General features: G+C 45.4%; 19 protein-coding genes and 1 other RNA gene. 1 reads left to right on the top strand and 19 read right to left on the bottom strand.

Going from position 1 to position 20,175, the window contains the following annotated elements; all coding sequences use genetic code 11:
* Positions 1-292 precede the first annotated feature (292 nt).
* The 16 genes from AC58U0_RS34520 to rpoE all read right to left on the bottom strand — a co-directional run bounded on the left by AC58U0_RS34520 (position 293) and on the right by rpoE (position 14,863).
* Positions 293-514 (bottom strand): pro-sigmaK processing inhibitor BofA family protein, encoded by a 222-nt coding sequence (locus tag AC58U0_RS34520; protein ID WP_497383273.1) that lies wholly within the window; start codon positions 512-514, stop codon positions 293-295.
* 48 nt (positions 515-562) lie between these two features.
* Positions 563-850, bottom strand: coding sequence for a DUF2508 family protein (locus AC58U0_RS34525; RefSeq protein ID WP_235549288.1), 288 nt, complete (start codon positions 848-850; stop codon positions 563-565).
* 134 nt (positions 851-984) lie between these two features.
* Entirely contained in the window at positions 985-1,581 is a 597-nt protein-coding gene (gene recR / locus AC58U0_RS34530) for a recombination mediator RecR (protein ID WP_497383234.1), read from the bottom strand.
* Between the two features lie 43 nt (positions 1,582-1,624).
* Positions 1,625-1,936: a YbaB/EbfC family nucleoid-associated protein gene (locus AC58U0_RS34535; protein ID WP_057304513.1), complete on the bottom strand. Its 312-nt coding sequence runs from the start codon at positions 1,934-1,936 to the stop codon at positions 1,625-1,627.
* Between the two features lie 20 nt (positions 1,937-1,956).
* Entirely contained in the window at positions 1,957-3,708 is a 1,752-nt protein-coding gene (gene dnaX / locus AC58U0_RS34540; RefSeq protein ID WP_497383235.1) for a DNA polymerase III subunit gamma/tau, read from the bottom strand.
* A gap of 78 nt (positions 3,709-3,786) precedes the next feature.
* Positions 3,787-5,220, bottom strand: a complete 1,434-nt coding sequence (locus AC58U0_RS34545; RefSeq protein ID WP_497383236.1) for an ATP-binding protein — start codon at positions 5,218-5,220, stop codon at positions 3,787-3,789.
* 184 nt (positions 5,221-5,404) lie between these two features.
* An RNA gene (ffs, locus tag AC58U0_RS34550) (signal recognition particle sRNA large type) lies at positions 5,405-5,668 on the bottom strand.
* Positions 5,669-5,724: 56 nt separating this feature from the next.
* Positions 5,725-6,135 carry a hypothetical protein gene (locus AC58U0_RS34555; protein ID WP_497383237.1) on the bottom strand — a complete coding sequence of 137 codons (411 nt, stop codon included), beginning with the start codon at positions 6,133-6,135 and terminating at the stop codon, positions 5,725-5,727.
* 91 nt (positions 6,136-6,226) lie between these two features.
* The gene (gene rpmE, locus AC58U0_RS34560; RefSeq protein WP_029197218.1) at positions 6,227-6,424 is read right to left on the bottom strand and encodes a 50S ribosomal protein L31; all 198 of its coding nucleotides are present in this window, start codon (positions 6,422-6,424) and stop codon (positions 6,227-6,229) included.
* A gap of 120 nt (positions 6,425-6,544) precedes the next feature.
* A complete protein-coding gene (locus AC58U0_RS34565) occupies positions 6,545-7,819 on the bottom strand; it encodes a radical SAM family protein (RefSeq protein WP_497383238.1) in 1,275 nt (424 codons plus the stop codon).
* Positions 7,820-7,920: 101 nt separating this feature from the next.
* Entirely contained in the window at positions 7,921-9,216 is a 1,296-nt protein-coding gene (gene rho, locus AC58U0_RS34570; RefSeq protein WP_060647390.1) for a transcription termination factor Rho, read from the bottom strand.
* Between the two features lie 62 nt (positions 9,217-9,278).
* On the bottom strand, positions 9,279-10,538 hold the full coding sequence (gene murA / locus AC58U0_RS34575; RefSeq protein WP_057304515.1) for a UDP-N-acetylglucosamine 1-carboxyvinyltransferase: 1,260 nt from the start codon (positions 10,536-10,538) through the stop codon (positions 9,279-9,281).
* A gap of 350 nt (positions 10,539-10,888) precedes the next feature.
* Entirely contained in the window at positions 10,889-11,743 is an 855-nt protein-coding gene (gene fba, locus AC58U0_RS34580) for a class II fructose-1,6-bisphosphate aldolase (RefSeq protein WP_056831204.1), read from the bottom strand.
* 130 nt (positions 11,744-11,873) lie between these two features.
* Positions 11,874-12,266 (bottom strand): response regulator, encoded by a 393-nt coding sequence (locus AC58U0_RS34585; RefSeq protein ID WP_057304461.1) that lies wholly within the window; start codon positions 12,264-12,266, stop codon positions 11,874-11,876.
* A gap of 157 nt (positions 12,267-12,423) precedes the next feature.
* Complete coding sequence (gene pyrG / locus AC58U0_RS34590) at positions 12,424-14,025, bottom strand: CTP synthase (protein ID WP_497383239.1); 1,602 nt, start codon at positions 14,023-14,025, stop codon at positions 12,424-12,426.
* A gap of 256 nt (positions 14,026-14,281) precedes the next feature.
* Positions 14,282-14,863, bottom strand: a complete 582-nt coding sequence (gene rpoE / locus AC58U0_RS34595; RefSeq protein ID WP_057304463.1) for a DNA-directed RNA polymerase subunit delta — start codon at positions 14,861-14,863, stop codon at positions 14,282-14,284.
* 518 nt (positions 14,864-15,381) lie between these two features.
* On the opposite strand from rpoE, the gene AC58U0_RS34600 reads away from it, so the two are divergent.
* Positions 15,382-16,545: a S8 family peptidase gene (locus AC58U0_RS34600; RefSeq protein WP_497383241.1), complete on the top strand. Its 1,164-nt coding sequence runs from the start codon at positions 15,382-15,384 to the stop codon at positions 16,543-16,545.
* 372 nt (positions 16,546-16,917) lie between these two features.
* Here the strand turns inward: AC58U0_RS34600 and argS are convergent, their stop codons facing one another.
* The 3 genes from argS to speE all read right to left on the bottom strand — a co-directional run bounded on the left by argS (position 16,918) and on the right by speE (position 20,136).
* The gene (gene argS, locus AC58U0_RS34605) at positions 16,918-18,591 is read right to left on the bottom strand and encodes an arginine--tRNA ligase (protein WP_497383242.1); all 1,674 of its coding nucleotides are present in this window, start codon (positions 18,589-18,591) and stop codon (positions 16,918-16,920) included.
* A gap of 5 nt (positions 18,592-18,596) precedes the next feature.
* Entirely contained in the window at positions 18,597-19,007 is a 411-nt protein-coding gene (locus tag AC58U0_RS34610; protein WP_497383243.1) for a YwiB family protein, read from the bottom strand.
* A 301-nt stretch (positions 19,008-19,308) separates the two neighbouring features.
* Positions 19,309-20,136, bottom strand: coding sequence for a polyamine aminopropyltransferase (speE, locus tag AC58U0_RS34615; RefSeq protein ID WP_307437700.1), 828 nt, complete (start codon positions 20,134-20,136; stop codon positions 19,309-19,311).
* Positions 20,137-20,175: the final 39 nt, after the last annotated feature.

The raw sequence follows: 20,175 nt of genomic DNA on the forward strand, positions 1-20,175 counted from the left end.
TTTGAAAGCTTAATTGCTCATTTGCGTTGCTAGCGAGATTTTGCAATCTCTTTTTTGAACGATTTCTCGTTCGTGCTTACTCACTCGTTGTTCAGTTTTCAAAGATCAATTGTACTGTTCGTCCTACTTTCTTTCGAAAGCCGGAAGATCAATATAACACACTAACAATTCATTTGCAACTTGTTTTTCTTAAGTTACTTCTTTATCCCCGCATGTCTCAGCGGCAACTTTTATAAGATACCACAGATGCTGCGACCGAGTCAACACATGATTTGCTTGAATGATTTTCCATCTAGATCAAAGCCAGTTTTAAGCCTACTAGAAGTAAGACCCCGGGAATCCCTAGTACAGTAACCGTCCCTAGAGTGACTGTATTTATAGGGAGTTCAAATTGTGTATACGTACTCAATAAGTTCAACGTATATAAGAGAAATGCTGCAACAACAACATTCAACCCCAGTGCGGATAATACCCTCCCTCCGCCGCGACTGCGAAATATCAGGAACACTAGCATAAGAGATGAGAGTATGAGTACCCCCCATATGACATATTTAAGATACACCTACTTCACCTCCATTAACCGGTCACTGTCAATTAGACTTACACCTAGCTTTTTGGCTTGTTTGATAAGCATTTCAAATCTTTTTTCTGCAGCTTCCATCGCATAGATGGCATAATCAATTTGATCCTTGTCCAAAGCAAACTCAAAGTGTGCTTGAGCAGCAACCCAAGTTTCATGGGCTGTACGTATCTCTTGGATCAGCATCTGCTTGTCCTTTTTCAGTTCTTCTTGAGCGCTTTTCGTATTTGGGCTCTTCATCCCGTACTTTCCTAATAAAGCTGGTCGCACAAGCAAACCTCCATTCCTCATATAACCGGATTGATTTATCCATATGGGAGAAAAGGTGATTTTAGAACTTCAAGATACTTTTTTGGGCAGCAAAAAAGAGAGCTTTGCAGCTCCCTGATTATGATGCAGCTTATTTATAATTCCCTGCGCCCTTCCATGGCTTTGGTCAGAGTCACCTCATCGGCATACTCCAAATCTCCGCCCACTGGCAGCCCATGCGCGATACGCGTAACTCGGAGACCGAATGGCTTGATTAATCTGGACAAGTACATAGCTGTAGCTTCTCCCTCAATATTGGGATTGGTAGCTAAAATCAATTCCTGCACCGTTTCATCACCCAAACGTTTGAGTAATTCAGCGATATGAATTTGATCCGGTCCAATTCCCTCCATCGGGGAAATCGCGCCATGCAGCACGTGATAATACCCTTCGAATTCTTTGGTGCGTTCCAAAGCGACCAAATCCTTAGGCTCTTGTACGACACATATAACGGAGCTGTCCCTACTCTTATCTTGGCAGATACGGCAGGGATCCACATCTGTAATGTTACAACAGACGGAGCAGTAGTGAAGGTTCCGTTTCACATTGACGAGCGCCTTCGCGAAGTCAATCACTTCTTCTTCTTTCATACGTAGGACGTGAAAAGCCAGGCGGCCTGCCGTTTTGGGGCCTACCCCAGGCAGACGGGAGAAAGCATCGATTAACTTGGCTATCGGTTCGGGGTAATACAAAGGAAGACTCCTTCATTAATCAGAATCGTTACACTTGGTTGTCTTAGAACAATCCAGGAATATTCATACCGCCTGTGAATTTGCCCATATCTTTGTTAGCAATTTCTTCTGCTTTGGACATTGCATCGTTTACTGCCGTAAGCACGAGATCTTGCAGCATTTCAACATCTTCCGGATCAACAGCTTCGGGCTTAATTGTAATGCTTTGCACTTTTTTGTGTCCGTTAATAATAACAGTAACGACACCGCCGCCTGCTGTACCTTCAATCATTTTGGTACCTAGTTCTTCTTGAGCTTTCATCATTTGTTCTTGCATTTTCTTTACTTGTTTCATCATTTGGTTCATGTTATTCATCGTAGGTAGCTCCTTCATATTTAGTCTTCTTTAATTGTCACTAGCTCTTCGCCAAATAATTGGATCGCTTCCGAAATCCATTCTTCTTTGACAGCTGTTCCGTTGCCATCGCCATCAGCGACAAGCTCCATTACTTCTGGAGCGCTGCTAGCCGCATCATTCTTAGCGTCGTCCCATTCTTTGCGCATAATCGTAAGTAAACGCATAGGTTTGCCAAGCACCGTAGTTAGCACTTGCTCGATAATGACCTTGTTTTCTGGCTTTTCCGTTGTATTGCGATGCATCTCATTCTTGAAAGCAACGAGTACGACATCATCAAGCATAGACACCAGATCACCATTAACGAACCAAGCATGTACGGTAATCTTCTTTTCTTTGACATCGCCTAGCACTTGACTCCACTTCATGAGAGCAGCTTTGGTTTCTGCACTCTCCGCGGCTTTCAAGTAACCATCCAGCTTGATGCCCGACTTCTTCGAAGGAGCTGAGGCCACCGGCGCTTTGGCCGAGGCGGCTTGCCTCGCATTGGGATCGGCTGCTGCACCCGTTACTCCCGATTTTACCAGTGAAGCTATCTGTTCTTCAAGTTGTTGAAGTTTCTGGGTCATTTGGGCTAAAAGATCACCTTGAGGCAGACGCCCTCCAGCTTCCGCCGCGATATTGACAGTCGAACTGCTCTCTGCTCCTCTGTGACCACCGCTAATTTTCATAATCGCTATTTCTAACAGGGTCTGAGGCTGTACAGAGTATTTCATTTCGCTTTGGTAATGATTCAACGTCTCAATCATAGCCATCATTTCACTCGGTGAGAAGTGACTCGCTACTTCCCTTAGTTCACCCATATCAAAAACACGTTCACTAATCACAGGTGAATTAGGTACCATGCGAACCATGAGTAAATCACGGAAGTAATTAATCAAATTCTCAATACATTTGTCAGCGCTCTTGCCTTCCTGCATGAAAGTATCGATGAGCTCGAGCGCGGCTCCAAGATTCTTTTCTTTGATGTAAAGAACGAGCTTCTTGAATTGATCGGAAGCTACACCGCCGGTGATAGACAAAATGTCTGAGAGCTGAACTTCACCAGTCGCAAAGGAAGCGGCCTGATCCAGCAGGCTGAGCGCATCCCGCATCCCTCCATCCGATAGTCTCGCTATATAATGGAGAGCTTCCTCGCTAACCGAGATCTGCTCCTGATCGCAAATATACTGCAGCCGCTGAACCTGATCTTCCATCGAAACTCTCCGAAAATCAAAGCGTTGACAGCGGGAAATAATCGTCGCCGGTATTTTATGCGGTTCCGTTGTTGCCAAAATAAACATGACATGCGCCGGAGGCTCCTCTAGCGTCTTCAAAAGGGCATTAAAGGCTTCGGTCGTGAGCATGTGCACTTCATCGATGATGTACACCTTCTGCCTTACTTCTGTAGGGGCATACTTCACTTTATCACGAATATCCCGAATCTCTTCTACACCGCGATTGGAGGCAGCATCGATTTCGACAACGTCCATAACAGCACCTTCGGTGATTCGTTCACATGCTGAACAAGCGTTACACGGCTCTTCCGACGGACCATTTAAGCAATTGATTGCCTTGGCTAATATTTTGGCCGTACTAGTCTTACCTGTTCCTCGAGGTCCGTTGAACAAATAAGCATGAGTAAGGCGATTTTCTCGCAAAGAATTCTGCAGCGTCTGCGTGATATGTTTCTGACCGACAACTTCACGAAACGTCTGAGACCTCCACGTTCGGTACAGAGCGATATGTGCCATAGTGTTCCTCTCCAATAATCCCTGCATGGAATGACTGAATCCATTATACTATAACGCACCTAGGGATGAAATAGATGATCAAGTATAAGGAATCGATATCGTAAACGTCGTTCCAAAGCCCTTGGAGGAAACTCGTATCGTCCCCCCCATATCGTGAATAATTCGTTGGCACACCGAAAGACCTAATCCGGTACCCGTGTCCTTGGTTGTGAAGAATGGATCAAAAATTTTGTCAATCACGAACATTGGTATGCCAGTACCTGTGTCATGAATGTCAATGCAGACATTTCGTTCCACCGTGTCTACTTTCTCTGAAATCGTTAAAACCCCTCCATCCGACATAGCTTCGATGCCATTTTTACAAACATTTAAGAATACCTGCTTGAGCAGCTCTTTATCCGCAATCACTTCCGGCAAATGATACGAGGCCTCATATTGGAGATTCACATCGTACAAGATAGCTTCATTATTGATAATAGGCAAAATCCCTCGCAGCACTTCAGTCACATCGATCCTCTCATAGGAAACATGCTTCGGCTTACTCAGCAGCAGAAATTCATTTACCAACTCGTTGATTCGATTGATTTCCTCCAGCATGACTACCGTGAAACTCTGCTCTCTCTCCATCCCTTTCACTTCAAAAGTGCGCCGAAGCACCTGAAGAAACCCCTTAATTGAAGTTAGTGGATTCCGAATTTCATGAGCTGTGCCAGCAGCAATTTGCCCGATCATTGCAAGCCTGTCACTTCTTTGAACCATTTCTTCCAACGAACGCATATTCGTGACATCTTTGAAGATGACATAAGCCCCTACAATGTTACCTTGATTATCTTTGAGCACATTCGAATCCAACAGCAGCTCAAACCGCTCTTCATTATTCGTCCAAGAAACCGCATGATTGCGGACTACAGCACCATTCAAAATCGTTCGTTGGACAAGCTTATGCTGGCTGGGAATGGTAGCAAAGATCTCATCTAACGACTTATTAAGAATATGCTCCCGATCCATTCCTAGAATCTGACATGCTCGATCACTGACATCAACAAGCGTAAAATTCACACTAATCAATAAAACACCCAAATTAATATCTTTCAAAAAAGCGTCCGAGAATCTCTGCAGCAAGCTTAACTGCGAGCTATCCTGATGCTTCATGGTCAAGAGATACATATACTTCTCGCCGCGCATAAGCTTCAGCATCGAGAACTGATAAAACATCGTTTCACCATTCTTGCCTACTAGGAATCCATGGGGCCACTCCCCTGGACTGGAATCGTTCTTAAAGTAAAATTCGTACAGCTCACGCAAAGATGCCCTCACTTTAAAAAGTTGAGGGAATGAGATATGCGTAATTTCCTCAGCTGAATAGCCCGAGTATTTCAAAACTTGATCTGTTGCTAAAATGATCTTGCCATCCTCATCAACAACGAGCATCCCCGTTTGTATGCTATGGTTGAATAGCTTCCTCATTTCATCGATGGATACCATGTAATCTTGAGGGTCATGAATGGACATTTCAGCAACACCTTCACTTTCTCTCTATTCAATCGCAAAATGCGCAAACGTTTACATGAATCTACATGTTATAACCATTCTCTCTAGAGTAAGATTTTTCCTTCCCTTGAAAAAAAGAAAAAACGCCATAGATACTGGCGTTTTGTTAGGTGTCATTATGAAAGTTCACATATAATTATTAAAACCGTGCACCTGTTATTGATAAAGTGATACAAGCGAACTCTTACCGTTGGCTCAAATCAGGCAACCCCTCGGCACATGAAACATCTCACTTACGGCTGCTTCCTTCCAGACCTGACCGGGTTCATGAGCATTCATTGCGAAGGACCCGACTCTCAACACCACGTGTAAAAGCCAGACCTCACATCACAGTACCGCTAACAGGAATTCAACCTCGCTACAGCGGATTGCGAGTTACAGGGCACCGCTACCTCCCCATCTAGCACGGTAAAATTAGTATAGCTGATTCAATTACAAATAGCAACCGAGGGCAAAATCTACCTGTTAAGGAACCATTTTTACGATTACATTGTAGCGCGGCATGTTGGTGTTCAGCGCCATTTGAGCTTGTGAGCGAAGCTCCTCCACTTGCGCAGCTGTCAAAGATGGTCTTGGTTTTATTTTCACCTTAGCGGTCGGTCCGTTAATGGAGATATTGGTTTTCTCAATACCTTGCAGCTGTGAAAGCACTGCCTTCATTAAGTTCGAATCATCCTCGTAGTGATGATACGTAGGATTAAGCGGGTCGTTCGGATTGACACTGGTAAGCCCTAGGTACCCGTCTTGCTTGTAATGTTGTGCTTTATAATTCGGATCCTCGGACAGTGGGTTCTTGTTACCTGAACTAATTCCACAGCCAACTAAGCTTGTGATGAGCAGGCCGGCAACCGTAAATCTAAGCAGACCCCTAAACATAAAAACACCTCCCATTGGACTCTAAGCCTAAGCTTAGGATGACCAAGGGAGGTTGTCTTATGCTGATTGGCAGCAAAGTAATTGATGCCAATTAGATTCCGTATTTCTTTTTGAACTTGTCGACACGGCCGCCTACATCGATAAACTTTTGTTTACCTGTGTAGAAAGGATGGCAATTAGAGCAAATCTCAACACGAAGATTTTGCTTAATAGAACCCGTTTCGAACACGTTACCACAAGCGCAAGTCACTGTGGTTGCATGATAAGTAGGATGAATACCTGCTTTCATGATGGTTCACCTCTTTCCGCCCTGAATCATTTGCTGAAACAGAGTTAATGGACGTACTTATGCATTGTATCATATTCGGAAGTCTTGATGCAATGGAAAAAGACTGTCGATGACTTCCTTTTAGAGCACTGTAGTGACCGTTCGATCACTCGTATAGAACTTTGGTGTATGCGAGTAGGAACCCAGCACCACATCGGGAAGTTCTTGTTCGAAAATCTCAATCATTTGCTTCATCCCAAGCAGTTCACCTTTTGCTTTGGGGATAATGCCAAGGTAACTCTCGGGATCAATATTCAGGTTGCGCAATTGAATCAATTTCAATCCGGTTCTTCGTACGAATTCGATCATCGCTTCGATCTCTTCTTCACGATCGGTTACACCTGGAAATACGAGATAGTTGATCGAAGTTATAACTCCTTTATCCGTGGCGTAGCGGAGAGACTTCTCAACATTCTTGAGCGTGTAAGCTCTTGGCTTATAGTAGGCGTTGTAATGATCATCCAGCGCGCTAATCGTACTAACCCGCATGAGATCAAGCCCAGCATCAACAATGCCGCGGATATGATCCGTGAGCCCTGCATTAGTGTTGATGTTAATATAGCCCATCTTCGTTTGCTCACGCACTTGCTTGATAGCATCGATTATAATCACAGCCTGCGTGCTAGGTTCCCCTTCACAGCCCTGTCCGAAGGAGATAATACTCTCAGGCGTCCGCAGATGCTCAAGCATGATCTGAGTGATCTCTTCGACCTTAGGCTTGAAGTTCATACGAGTCTGAGGCGCTACGAAGCCACTCTCATCTGGTTGCTCCGAAATACAGCCGAAGCATCCTGCGTTGCAGGAATAGGAGACCGGAACGGCACCCTCCCATCGTTGAAGGAACGTATTCGAGGCTGTCAAACATTCATAACCCAGTGCACAGTTGGACAAATGCGCATATAACCGATTGTCCGGGTACTTAGCAACCAATCGTTTGACCTCTACCTCAAGCTCAGTTGGGTCACAATGAACCGGATTCCAATAATAAGGATTATCTGTCAATCGAGCGGCAACATAGAAACCGTCATCTTTCCACACGACAGCCGTATATCCGAACAAGGGCAGCGCCTTAGACTTGTCTGATTTCACATAGCCAGGGAGCAGGAGCCTAGTAAAGCCTTGCGGCAGTAAGGCTCCAACAGCGTGATAATCTCCCTCAACCAGCTTCATATCACCTGTTGCGGCATCAATGCCTACCGGACGTGTAAACGGAAGACTGACCAATGTTGATCCCTCAGGCAGAGGAATTAACTCTTCTTCCAAAATTTCTGTTATCATTTCAGCGTTTCGACCAAGTGCCAAGAAATCAGGATGATCAAAAACGTTTCCTTGTGAATCTGAATAAACCAAGTTCATAACGGTACTCCTCTTTGTTCGTCACGGATAAACGACATAAGTCGTCCTTAAGGACGACCGTGTTTGTCATGATTGATACGAAGCAGATTATTATTTGAAGCTTAAGAAGCTGAATTTTTGACTTTACCTTTGTTAACACCTGTAGATCCCGCTGAAGGGGAAGCCAAAGAGTCCAAAAACTCTTGATTCGTCTTCGTATCGGCAAGCTTCTTAATGAAGGATTCTGTATATTCATGCGAATCATTCATCCCTCTGCGAAGCGCCCATACCTTCTCGAGTTCATCTTTACCCAGAAGTGCTTCTTCGCGGCGAGTGCCCGACTTACGAATATCAATCGCAGGGAAGATACGGCGTTCAGCCATTTTACGATCCAGATGAAGCTCTAGATTACCTGTACCTTTAAACTCTTCATAAATGACGTCATCCATACGCGAGCCTGTTTCTACGAGTGCAGTAGCAAGAATTGTTAAGCTGCCGCCTTCTTCAATATTACGGGCGGCCCCGAAGAAACGTTTAGGCCGATGAAAGGCAGCAGGGTCTATACCACCCGTTAATGTCCGGCCAGAAGCAGGAACCACAAGGTTATAGGCTCTAGCCAACCGCGTAATACTGTCCATGAGAATAACAACATCTTTCTTATGTTCAACTAGACGCATCGCACGCTCTAGAACTAGCTCAGCGACTTTAATATGATTTTCTGGAAGCTCATCGAAGGTAGAAGCAACTACTTCGCCTTTGACGGAACGCTGCATATCGGTAACTTCCTCCGGTCGCTCATCGATAAGCAGAACGAAAAGTTCAATTTCTGGATAATTCGTGGAAATGCTATTCGCAATTTCTTTCAGCAGCAATGTTTTCCCAGCTTTAGGAGGTGCTACTATCAGACCGCGTTGGCCTAACCCAACAGGGGCAAGTAAATCCATAATACGCATGGAAATCTTGTTAGGCTCTGTTTCGAGTGTAATCCGCGTGTCTGGATAAAGAGGCGTCAATGCAGGGAAATGAAGTCGTTCCGCTGCCGTTTCCGGCTTCTCTCCATTCACCGCTTCAACTTGAAGAAGCCCGAAATAGCGCTCATTCTCTTTGGGCGGGCGACATTTGCCCGATACAATGTCCCCGGACCGCAAATCAAATTTGCGAATCTGGGAAGCGGAAATATAAATGTCCTCTGAGCTTGGAAGGTAATTAATTGGACGCAAGAATCCAAAGCCTTCCTGAAGGATCTCAAGAACACCCTGCATGAACATTAGACCACTCTCAGCAGCTTGTGCACGTAAAATTGCAAAGATGAGTTCTTTTTTCTTCAGCGTACCGTAGTATTGGATCTGATGTTTCTTAGCTAGTTTATATAATTCAGTAAGCTTGAGTACTTCAAGCTCAGCAAGCTGCATGCTCATGTTTCAACCACCAAACTATTAAATTTTCAATTGGATTCTAGCATTGCCTGTTACTTGGTACTTTATTCCTCACTCTCACGCCAAACCTCGGCACCCAGTGAAGATAAGTTAAATACCAAGTTCTCATAACCACGATCAATAAACTCAACCCCGGATACTTCTGTGATGCCACCTGTTCTTACGCTAAGGCCCGCAAGCACAAGAGAAGCTCCTGCTCTCAAATCCGTTGCTCTCACTTTGGCGGAACTGAGCTGTGAGCCCTCAATAATGGCTGAGCGCCCTTCGACCTTCATCTTTGCTCCCATACGCACTAGCTCAGGAATATGCTTGAAACGATTACTATAAACGTGGTCCGTTAATATACTAACTCCTTTAGCTTGGCAAAGTAAGCTTGCCATTGGAGACTGTAGATCCGTCGCAAACCCTGGGTAAATTAAAGCTTTCACATCAACACTTTCGTATTCAGGCTGACCGACAACACGAATGGACTCATCCATTTCGTAGATATGTACGCCCATTTCCTGAAGCTTTGCCGTCAGAGCCTCCATATGTTTAGGAATGACATTGTCGACGGTCACATCGCCGCGTGTAGCCGCTGCAGCAATCATGTACGTACCTGCTTGAATACGGTCAGGAATAATGGAATGGCGGCAACCATGCATCTCAGTTACGCCTTCGATACGAATAGTCTCTGTTCCAGCGCCCTTAATTTTGGCACCCATTGAGTTTAAAAGTGTTGCCACATCTATGATTTCAGGCTCTTTGGCCGCATTTTCGATAATCGTAACGCCTTTAGCGCGAGAGGCAGCCAGCATGATGTTAATCGTCGCTCCAACACTCGCCATATCTAAGTATATTTTGGCACCGCGCAGTTCTTTGGCGCGTATCTTTAAGGCGCCATTCTCATTGCTTACCTCAGCACCTAAAGCTTCAAAACCTTTAATATGCAAATCAATCGGACGTGGTTCGAAGTTACAGCCACCCGGCAGACCAATCGTCGCCTCTCCAAATCTTCCGAGCAGCGCTCCCATTAAATAGTAGGATGCTCTAAGCTTCTTTACTTTGCCATTCGGCATAGGAAGTGATTTCATCCGACTTGGGTCGATCGTCATCCGATCTTCGTTCCAGTCAATGGTAGCCCCTAAATCCGTCAAAATTTCTGTATATATAGCCACATCACTCAGATGAGGCAGATTATCCAAAGTAACCGATGTTTCAGCAAGTACAGCGGCTGGAATGAGTGCAACCGCACTATTCTTAGCCCCGCTAATTTGAACTGTTCCCCGTAGTGGACGTCCCCCGACCACCATTAATTTTTCCAACATGATTCTCCCCCTAAACCAGGTGCCTACTTACTAAGTAGTAAATCAAAGCAACCAAATACAACCTAAGCGCACACAAACTTTACCAAAGATATTCGACTCCACCTCGCCCTTTAAGACTAGCGATCGTCAAAAATCAAGCGAACGAGCATATAAAATTAATATTTACTTATAAATCCATACAAAAAAGCGACCATTTACAAACTAAAACAGCCACGGTTCTCTCGGAGAACATAAGCACAAAAAAATAGAAGAAGGAAACGCTCGTAATGACACAGACGGACGACATTCTTTCGTCTATCCTCCGTCTGTGCCTTACTGCATTTCCTACCCTGTCTATACAATTGGAATTAAGCTTGGTTGCTGCTTCCGAACAATTGAATTTTGGATTTTACTACTTCGATCATAGCATTACGAGCCGGGGTGAGATATTTACGAGGATCATAAATTTTAGCATCTTTGTTCAGAGCTGCGCGGATATTCTCTGTACAAGCCACTTGGTTCTCTGTGTTAACGTTGATTTTGCCAACGCCTGCCGCGATAGATTTACGAATCATTTCGTCAGGAACGCCAGATCCACCGTGAAGAACAACAGGAACTGGAATCGCTTTGGAAACCGCTTCGATAATATCAAAGTGAATGTTAGGCTCGCCTGCGTACATACCATGTGCAGTACCTACAGCGATAGCCAGACAGTCAACACCTGTTTCTTCGTAGAAACGGATAGCTTCTTCTGGTTTTGCAAGGTTAGCGTGCTCTTCATCAACAGAGATGTCGTCCTCAACGCCGCCAATTGTTCCAAGCTCACCCTCAACGGATACGCCCATTGCACGAGCTGCTTTTACAACTTCTTTCGTCAAACGAATGTTTTCTTCGAAAGAATAGTGGGAACCATCGAACATAACGGAGCTGAATCCCGCACGGATACATTTCATTGCTACTTCAAAGGAACTGCCATGATCTAAGTGTAGAGCAATCGGCAGACCGGATTTTTTAGCTGCAGCTTCAGCAATTGCTACTGTAAACTCAATACCCATATATTTTAGTGCGCCTTCGCTAACACCATAAATGAACGGGGATTTTAATTCGATTGCAGCTTCCACAATCGCTTGAGCGAATTCAAGGTTGTTCATATTAAATTGACCCACCGCGAATTTGTTCGCTTTTGCTTTAGGTAAAAATTCATTCATTGAAACCAATGCCATGTTTCTCTTCCTCCTAGAACCTATAGTAGATGCGCATACCGCTCTTTGTCATACCTGAGTTATTATAGCACATAACTTTTCAAATGATAACCAAGCCCTCGTTTTTTCAGAAACAAAAAAGACCCTATGACTAGGATCCCACTGCAAAACCGCTGCTTGATTCATTATTAAGCTGCATATTAACCGCCATACGCAATTCATCAATATCAAAAGGCTTCGTAAAGTGCATAATCGCACCCAAATCCGTTGCTTCTTTAATCATATCGAGCTCGCCATAAGCTGTCATCATAATGACTTTGATCGATACATCAATGGCTTTAACATGTTTCAAAATATCCAGACCGTCCATACCAGGAATTTTCATATCCAGTAGTATAAGATCAGGCGAAGAGTTTTTCACGATTTCCAAGGCCAATTTGCCATTCGAAGCCTGATAGGTATCGTACCCTTCGTTACTGAATACCTCCATGAGTAGTACGCGAATTCCATTTTGATCGTCGACAATCAATACCTTTTTCTTCATCAGCCTATTTCCCTCCCGAAAACGAATAACAAACTCCCTGTTTATGTTTCTAAAGTTATTCGCTATTCATTTTCGATTTCCTTCTGAGGGAAAAAACTAATTGAAAAGTTTTACAAATAAGTTGGTTATCTGGAGGGACAACCGTATAAAGCAAGAATTAACGGGCGATGAGCTGAGCGGCTTTCACGAATTCACGGAAAAGCGGCTGCGGACGATTCGGACGCGATGTAAATTCCGGATGGAATTGAACAGCAAGGAACCAAGGGTGACCTGGAAGCTCGACCATCTCAACCAATCGACCGTCCGGTGACGTACCGGAAATGCGCAAACCAGCAGATTCAATCAATTCGCGGTATTCATTGTTAAATTCATACCGGTGACGATGTCTCTCATAGATCAGCTCATCATTATAACACTGCTCAGCAAGAGAGCCCGGAACAACCTTGCAAGGATATAAGCCTAGACGCATTGTACCGCCTAAATTCTCGATATCCTTCTGCTCTGGCAGTAGATCGATGACTGGATAAGCCGTTGTAGGATTAATCTCAGAGCTGTTCGCGCCATCCAAGCCTGTAACGGAACGCGCATATTCAATAACAGCAACCTGCATACCTAAGCAAATCCCAAAGAATGGAATCTCCTTTTCACGGGCATATCGGATCGCTTCCACTTTACCTTCAATACCGCGATCACCAAATCCGCCAGGTACAAGAATACCTTGAACACCGGAAAGAAGCTGATGGACGTTATGCTCAAAAATATCTTCTGCATTTACCCAACGGATATCAATTTCGGAGTCATTATCGATGCCGGCATGACCTAGTGCTTCTACAATACTTAGGTAAGCGTCATGCAGTGCAACGTATTTCCCTACGATCGCTATTTCGGTCTTCTTCGTCAATGATTTAACTTTACGAACAAGGCTTTCCCATTCCTTCATATCTGGCTCGTTCGTACGTAGTTTCAGGTGATTAACAACATAATCGTCAAGCCCTTGCTCGCGAAGCATCATCGGAACTTCGTACAAGGTTTCTGCATCCTTACACTCGATGACAGCTGCAGGATCGATATCACAGAATAAAGCTAACTTACGCTTCATATCTTCGGTTAGGGAATGTTCCGTACGGCAAACGATAACGTGAGGTTGAATGCCCAGCCCGCGCAGTTCTTTTACACTGTGCTGTGTAGGTTTCGTCTTCACTTCACCAGCTGCTTTAATATAAGGAATCAGCGTAACGTGAATATACATGACATTCTCGCGGCCGATATCATTTTTCATTTGACGTATGGCTTCTAGGAAAGGCAAGCTTTCGATATCTCCTACCGTACCACCAATTTCGGTAATTACGACATCGGACCCAGCTTCACGACCAGCGCGAATCACACGCTCTTTGATTTCATTCGTAATGTGCGGGATTACTTGTACCGTGCCGCCCAGATATTCGCCTCTGCGCTCTTTGGTAATGACGGAGGAGTATACTTTACCTGAGGTTACGTTGGAACTTTTGGAAAGGTTAATATCAATAAAACGCTCATAATGACCTAAGTCCAAATCCGTTTCTGCCCCATCGTCGGTTACGAACACTTCACCGTGCTGGTAAGGACTCATAGTTCCCGGATCCACGTTAATGTACGGGTCAAATTTTTGAATAGTAACTTTCAAACCTCTGTTTTTGAGCAATCTCCCTAAGGACGCTGCTGTAATTCCTTTGCCAAGGGATGAAACTACGCCTCCCGTAACGAAAATGTATTTTGTCACTATGTACGCCTCCTAGAGTTTTAGTATGGTTTTGAAATATCTTTTGCCAGAAGAATGACTTTGTAAGCATTAGCTTCTGCTAAATGAGGGTTTTCATGAAAATAAAGTGAAAAAACACAAAAAAAACACTAAAAAAAACAAAAAAAGTGACACCCGTAGTGACGGGGCACTTTTTGAACGCTTGAGCGACATGTTAAGATTCTTTTAAAGCCCATGCAATAGTTTACTCTGAACAGATAGGGGCTGTCAAGACAAGTTATTTGCCGTCTTCAGCCTCTTCATCCAAATCGTCTTCCTCGTCTTCCTCATCGGAATCCTCATCTAAATCATCTTCACTATCTTCGTCTGTTTCTTCAATACCCGCTTCACCAAGATCCTCTTCGATCTCTTCATCTTCGAAGAATTCAGTATCCTCTTCCGCCTCTTCCTCTTCGGTTTCGGTACCAAATGTATCGTACTCATCTTCTTCTGCGTATGTATCTTCTTCTTCAGCGTAGATGTCTTCATCCAGATCGTCATCTTCGTCGTTAATGATTCTTGGACGCTTCGCGTTTCCAACCGCATCGTCTGATTTCTCGACAGGATACCAGCGTTTCAAACCCCATAGGTTCGTACCCACGCAAGCAAAACGTCCATCGATGTTGATTTCCGTATATAGTTGGGCAATCACTTGCATAACATGCTGCTCGGACAGCCCTTTTATTTTAGCAATTTCAGCCATCAGGTCACGATAGTAAAACGGCGTATTCGCCGACTTCAGTAATTCAAACGCCAAATCCACCATGGGCATTTCGCGTGCTTGCTCTGTGGTGATTTTGAGTGTGTATTCGCTACTCATCTAAGGCACATCCTTTTCGATCGTGATCGTCATCTTCAGTTCTTCTATCTACCTTATCCAATATCTTCATTAAGTAAAACCTATTTTTTCTAAAAATGCAACTATCCCTAAGGATAAACTATTTTCGTCGTCCTGAGGACGAGCGTGTTTGTCAAATTTAGGCGGATCATGCGTATAAAATTTATACTTTCGTTTCAACTTAGAAACCTTTCGAGCAGATGCCCTTTACACCCCTTCGCAGGGAAGAAAGCGTTCCCCTGAAATGAATACAAGCGAAGGTCCCCCTCCGCTTGCGACTGTATCCTAAGGAAGCGGTGTGATTGAATCACGGCCGTTTCCACTACCTGAGAAAGAGACACTCCTGCCCGCGCCTCTCTATTTATCCTATGTAAAACCTACGCATCTGACACGGCTTCGCACCCATTTATTTCTATAAAGGCGAGAACACGGTCATACAGGGTGACCTGTACATAAGATAGGGGAGATTCGATTCTAAGCTGTCATGGGGGGATGGCACGATGGATATAGCCACCTTTCTTCATTTGCTTCATGAGGAAATCGGTCTCACCAAGCATTCTGGCAAGAAGCATATCATCCATTTCTCATCGGCTAAGGACTACTACGCATGCAAATCAGCATTGAAAAGAATGAAGTCTCAGTTCGTAAACCTCTCCAAGGTCCGCGATCTAAGTATCATTCACGCCTTCTCCTGCACGCTTCGTCCCGATACTAAGCTCAGAGGTATCTCCGGTGTGCCGAACATCGTAGAGGATACCAAAATAACCGTTCACCACGCGATGGGCAACAAAATTACCTCCAAACGATCAAGCAATTTATCGGGCTCTCACACGATACCATGGGGCATCGATCAAGTAGGCGCGCCTGAGGTCTGGAACAAATCGGTAGGTCAGAATATTCGGATCGGGGTCATCGATACCGGAATCGACTACAATCATCCTGACTTACGCAATTCGATATCACGGGGCATCAATTTATTAAACCGCAGCATGCTGCCCTATGATGACAATGGACATGGCACACATATCGCTGGAACCATCGCGGCAGCTGGCCGCCATTCAGGGATTGTCGGTGTAGCTCCTAGAGCCATTGTTCATCCGGTAAAAGCATTTGACCATGCTGGAAGCGCCTATGTCTCAGACATTATTGCAGGCATCGATTGGTGTGTTCATAACGACCTCGATATTATCAATATGAGCTTCGGTATGAAATCATACAACCGTTCTCTCGAGCAAGCTGTCATGAACGCGTTTTATAGAGGTAAAGTCATCGTGGCTTCGTCCGGCAATGACGGCAAAAAGAAATCGGTCGATTACCCCGCCCGTTTCCCCCAGGTCGTCTCCGTTGGAGCCACAACCCGGTTAGGTAAAATCGCTCCCTTCAGCAACCGCGGGAAGCAAATCGATATCTACGCACCAGGCGAGCGGGTCTACTCGTCCTGGCTTAACGGCAAATACAACGAGCTAAGTGGCACTTCGATGGCCACTGCCCATGTCAGCGGCGTCATCGCCTTGATGTTATCGATCAAGCCGATGTCGCCGCCGCAGATTAAAAGTGCGCTGCGGCGCTGCGCGATTGGTATTAACAAGCGAGAGAGCACCACGCGCTGGAAGCCCGGGCATTTGAACGCTCGGCGCGCGATCCGGGCGGCGCGACAGGGCTGAGACCGATTGGTGTAAAAGTTGTAAAAAATACAACTTTAGCCATTTTAATCTGCTGTATTCACGCGAATATTGCACAAAATACAACATTTTCGTCCAAAAATGGCCACTTTGGATGAAATGCCAGCTATTTTGTTGCACGGAATACAACATTTCTTTGCTTGGAGCGAAATACAAGGGAATTTGTTGTACGTTATACAACAATCCCATTCGCATGCCAGGAATAAGGGTCCTAACAAAAGCCAAAATCGTCATCGTGGTGGGAAACGTTTGTTAAGTCCACCAGACTTATACTTTTGGTATAAACAAAAAAAGGGACGATCACTCATGTCTGAGTAGACATGGGGATCGTCCCTTCGGTTTGTGGAGCAGATGCTACATCCTCTCTGGTGCGGATACGCCGACTACGCGAAGCGTGTTGGCTAAGGTAATGCGAAGCGCGCCGAGCAAGGCGAGGCGTGCCTGGGTCAAAGCCGCGTCATCCGTGATGACATAGTGGCCTCTGTAATAGCTATGGAACTGGCTTGCCAGTTCATAGACATAGCGGATGAGCCGATGCGGCGCATATTGATCAGCCGCAATGGCGATTTCCTCCGGAAGCTCGCCCATCTTGCGCAGCAAGTCGAACTCAGCTTCCGACGTAAGCTGGCTAAGGTCTACCTGCGCAAGCGGCAGCACCTGGATGTTCTGCTCTTCCGCCTGACGGAAGATGCTGCAAATCCGCGCATGTGCGTACTGCACATAGAACACAGGGTTCTCATTGGACTGAGAAACCGCCAAATCCATGTCAAAGTCCAAATGCGAGTCCATGCTGCGCATCGCGAAGAAATAACGAATCGGGTCTACACCGACTTCGTCCATGAGATCCTCCATCGTGACTGCTTTGCCAGTCCGTTTGGACATCTTGACCTTTTCACCATTTTGGAAAAGACTCACCATTTGGGCAATTAACACAACGAGGCGATCCGATTCAAAACCAAGCGCCGTCATAGCCGCTTTCATCCGTGGAATGTAGCCATGATGATCCGCGCCCCAAATATTAATCAAACGCTCAAAGCCGCGCCCAAATTTATTGCGGTGGTAGGCAATATCCGGTGTAAGGTAAGTAAAGGAGCCGTCATTCTTAATCAGTACGCGATTCTTGTCGTCACCCAGTGGTGTTGTATTTAACCAAGTCGCGCCCTCTTCTTCGTATATGTGTCCATTATCCCGCAGCTCTTGGAGTACGGGTGGAATGAGGTTATCTTCATAAATTGACGTCTCGGAGAACCAGTTGTCGAAATGAACACCAAAGCGACCCAAATCGCGTTTGATTTTGTCGAGTTCTTTTTTGAGCCCATAGGTACGGAAATAGGCACGGCGCTCATCTTCTGGCAAGCTAAGAAGGCGATCGCCCTCTTCCGCAGCAAGATCCGCGGCAAAGCCTTTGATATCTTCACCGAAGTAACCGTCTTCCGGCATCTCCGCTTCTTGTCCGAGCGCCTGCAGATAGCGGGCTTCGATTGATTTGGCCAAATTGACCACTTGGTTGCCGGCATCATTGATGTAGTACTCTCGGGATACGTCGTATCCCGCCAGATCAAGTACGTTGCACAGCACGTCCCCCACTGCCGCTCCACGAGCATGTCCTAAATGCAGAGAACCCGTTGGATTCGCGCTTACGAATTCCACTTGCACTTTAAGTCCTTGACCGACGTTCGTCGCACCGTACCGATCACCCATTTTTTGAACATTTTCAATAACCGGGTAAAGGTACACTTTGTTCATTTTAAAATTGATAAAACCCGGCCCCGCAATTTCCGCTTCTGCGATATTGGCTTTACCCTTTTGCAGGTTAGCGATAATTTGCTCGGCAATTTGTCTTGGGTTCTGCTTAGCAATTCGGGTCAACTGCATCGCGACATTCGTTGCGAAATCCCCGTGCGTCTTCTCTTTCGGGACCTCTAGAATAATCTCCGGTATTTGCGCCGCGTCCACGATACCTGCAGCTGTAACTGCTTCTATAATGGCTTGTTTAACTACGGCTTTTACTTCGTTTAGTACATCCATTCGTCTTACTCCTCCTGAATTAACAACTTGATCCTGTATGTTCCCGCATGAGTGCCTGATGCATATAAATCATAGCTCCACCTTGTGATACCGATGCCATGTACGGCTTCCGAGGTCAGCTCATGTGTCTCGATTTCGAGTTCCAATCTACCTTGAGGTGTTTGATAAAAGCCAATCCTCTTCTCGCCGAGCAGAAATGTTTGCTCTGCTTGCACGTCCCCTTGGCGGACGATTCGTATCTGATTGTCTTCCAGCTTAATGAGCGTCACTGTTCGTCCAAGCTCGTTCGGCTCTTCTTCATAGCGGATGTACGTGTGATTGCCTTTACGATAAAGATCCCCTCGCGCTTTCTGCACGGTTGTCTCGCTCCCGCTTCGACTTTCAATTCGGATCCGCACGCGTTGCTTAGCCGTCATGGTCCGTCATTCTCCTATTCTGCAGTACCTGTTTGCACCTTATGTCAGATAAGGCAAGTTAGCTATTAGTTTATATGAAAGGTTCGCTAAATTCAATGTATTACGGGAGATCAGCGTACATAGCTGGGTTATCGTCGAGTGGCAGGGGCGGAGAGCAGAGAGGGAGCGTCGGGAATTCAGACAACGGGTTATCGACGTTTGACAGTTGACAGCGGAGGAGGACGCGTCATTAACAGTAGCCAAAACAAAAACCGCCAGCGTTCCCGTGACAATCACAGAAACAACCAGCGGTTCAGTTTCATTATTTAATCAAATCTTCAACAAATTTAGGCAGTACAAACGCCGCTCTATGCAGGCGCGGTGTGTAGTACTTCGTTGGGAATTCTGGGATTGCTGCTTCCTCAACTTGCAGTGGATCATGCTTCTTGCTGCCCATTGTGAAGGTCCAGAGACCGCTTGGGTACGTAGGAATGTTCGCACTGTACACACGTACGATTGGGAAGATCTCTTTAACATCCCGGTTAACCGTTTGGATCAGGTCTGCTTTGAACCAAGGGTTATCTGTTTGTGCAACGAAGATCCCGTCTTCTTTTAACGCATCAAAGATACCTTGGTAGAAGCCTTTGGAGAACAGCTCTACAGCTGGACCAACAGGTTCAGTGGAATCGACCATGATAACATCGTAGGTATTTTTGTGATCGTGAATGTGCATGTAGCCATCGTTAACAATAACTTCTACACGTGGGTTATCCAGCTCGCCGGCAATGGTTGGCAGGTACTTTTTGGAGTACTCGATCACTTTACCGTCGATATCAACAAGAACAGCCTTTTTCACTTTCGGGTGCTTCATGATTTCACGAATTACTCCGCCGTCGCCGCCGCCTACTACAAGCACGTTCTCTGGGTTCGGGTGGGTAACAAGCGCAGGGTGCGCAACCATTTCATGATAGACGAATTCGTCTCTGACTGTTGTCATAACCATTCCGTCCAGGGTAAGCATTGTTCCCCATTCTTCGGTTTCGATCATCGAAAGGTCTTGGAAATCCGTTTGTTCTCTCACGTATGTCTCTTTTACTTTTGCTGTAATGCCGAAGCTATCGGTTTGTTTCTCTGTGTACCACAGTTCCATGTTTATACCTTCTTTCGCTGCTATATTGGGATGAATAAA

This window comes from Paenibacillus sp. J31P190, from assembly GCF_059692075.1.

Coding starts and splice junctions, on each gene's coding strand:
- rpoE (WP_057304463.1), bottom strand. CDS start 14,863: ATGAGTAGCGAATACACACTCAAAATCACCACAGAGCAAGCACGCGAA.
- AC58U0_RS34585 (WP_057304461.1), bottom strand. CDS start 12,266: ATGAAGAAAAAGGTATTGATTGTCGACGATCAAAATGGAATTCGCGTA.
- rpmE (WP_029197218.1), bottom strand. CDS start 6,424: ATGAAAGCAGGTATTCATCCTACTTATCATGCAACCACAGTGACTTGC.
- argS (WP_497383242.1), bottom strand. CDS start 18,591: ATGGATGTACTAAACGAAGTAAAAGCCGTAGTTAAACAAGCCATTATA.
- AC58U0_RS34565 (WP_497383238.1), bottom strand. CDS start 7,819: ATGAACTTGGTTTATTCAGATTCACAAGGAAACGTTTTTGATCATCCT.
- AC58U0_RS34610 (WP_497383243.1), bottom strand. CDS start 19,007: ATGACGGCTAAGCAACGCGTGCGGATCCGAATTGAAAGTCGAAGCGGG.
- fba (WP_056831204.1), bottom strand. CDS start 11,743: ATGGCATTGGTTTCAATGAATGAATTTTTACCTAAAGCAAAAGCGAAC.
- AC58U0_RS34600 (WP_497383241.1), top strand. CDS start 15,382: ATGGATATAGCCACCTTTCTTCATTTGCTTCATGAGGAAATCGGTCTC.
- rho (WP_060647390.1), bottom strand. CDS start 9,216: ATGAGCATGCAGCTTGCTGAGCTTGAAGTACTCAAGCTTACTGAATTA.
- AC58U0_RS34520 (WP_497383273.1), bottom strand. CDS start 514: ATGCTAGTGTTCCTGATATTTCGCAGTCGCGGCGGAGGGAGGGTATTA.
- dnaX (WP_497383235.1), bottom strand. CDS start 3,708: ATGGCACATATCGCTCTGTACCGAACGTGGAGGTCTCAGACGTTTCGT.
- AC58U0_RS34555 (WP_497383237.1), bottom strand. CDS start 6,135: ATGTTTAGGGGTCTGCTTAGATTTACGGTTGCCGGCCTGCTCATCACA.
- AC58U0_RS34545 (WP_497383236.1), bottom strand. CDS start 5,220: ATGTCCATTCATGACCCTCAAGATTACATGGTATCCATCGATGAAATG.
- speE (WP_307437700.1), bottom strand. CDS start 20,136: ATGGAACTGTGGTACACAGAGAAACAAACCGATAGCTTCGGCATTACA.
- AC58U0_RS34535 (WP_057304513.1), bottom strand. CDS start 1,936: ATGAATAACATGAACCAAATGATGAAACAAGTAAAGAAAATGCAAGAA.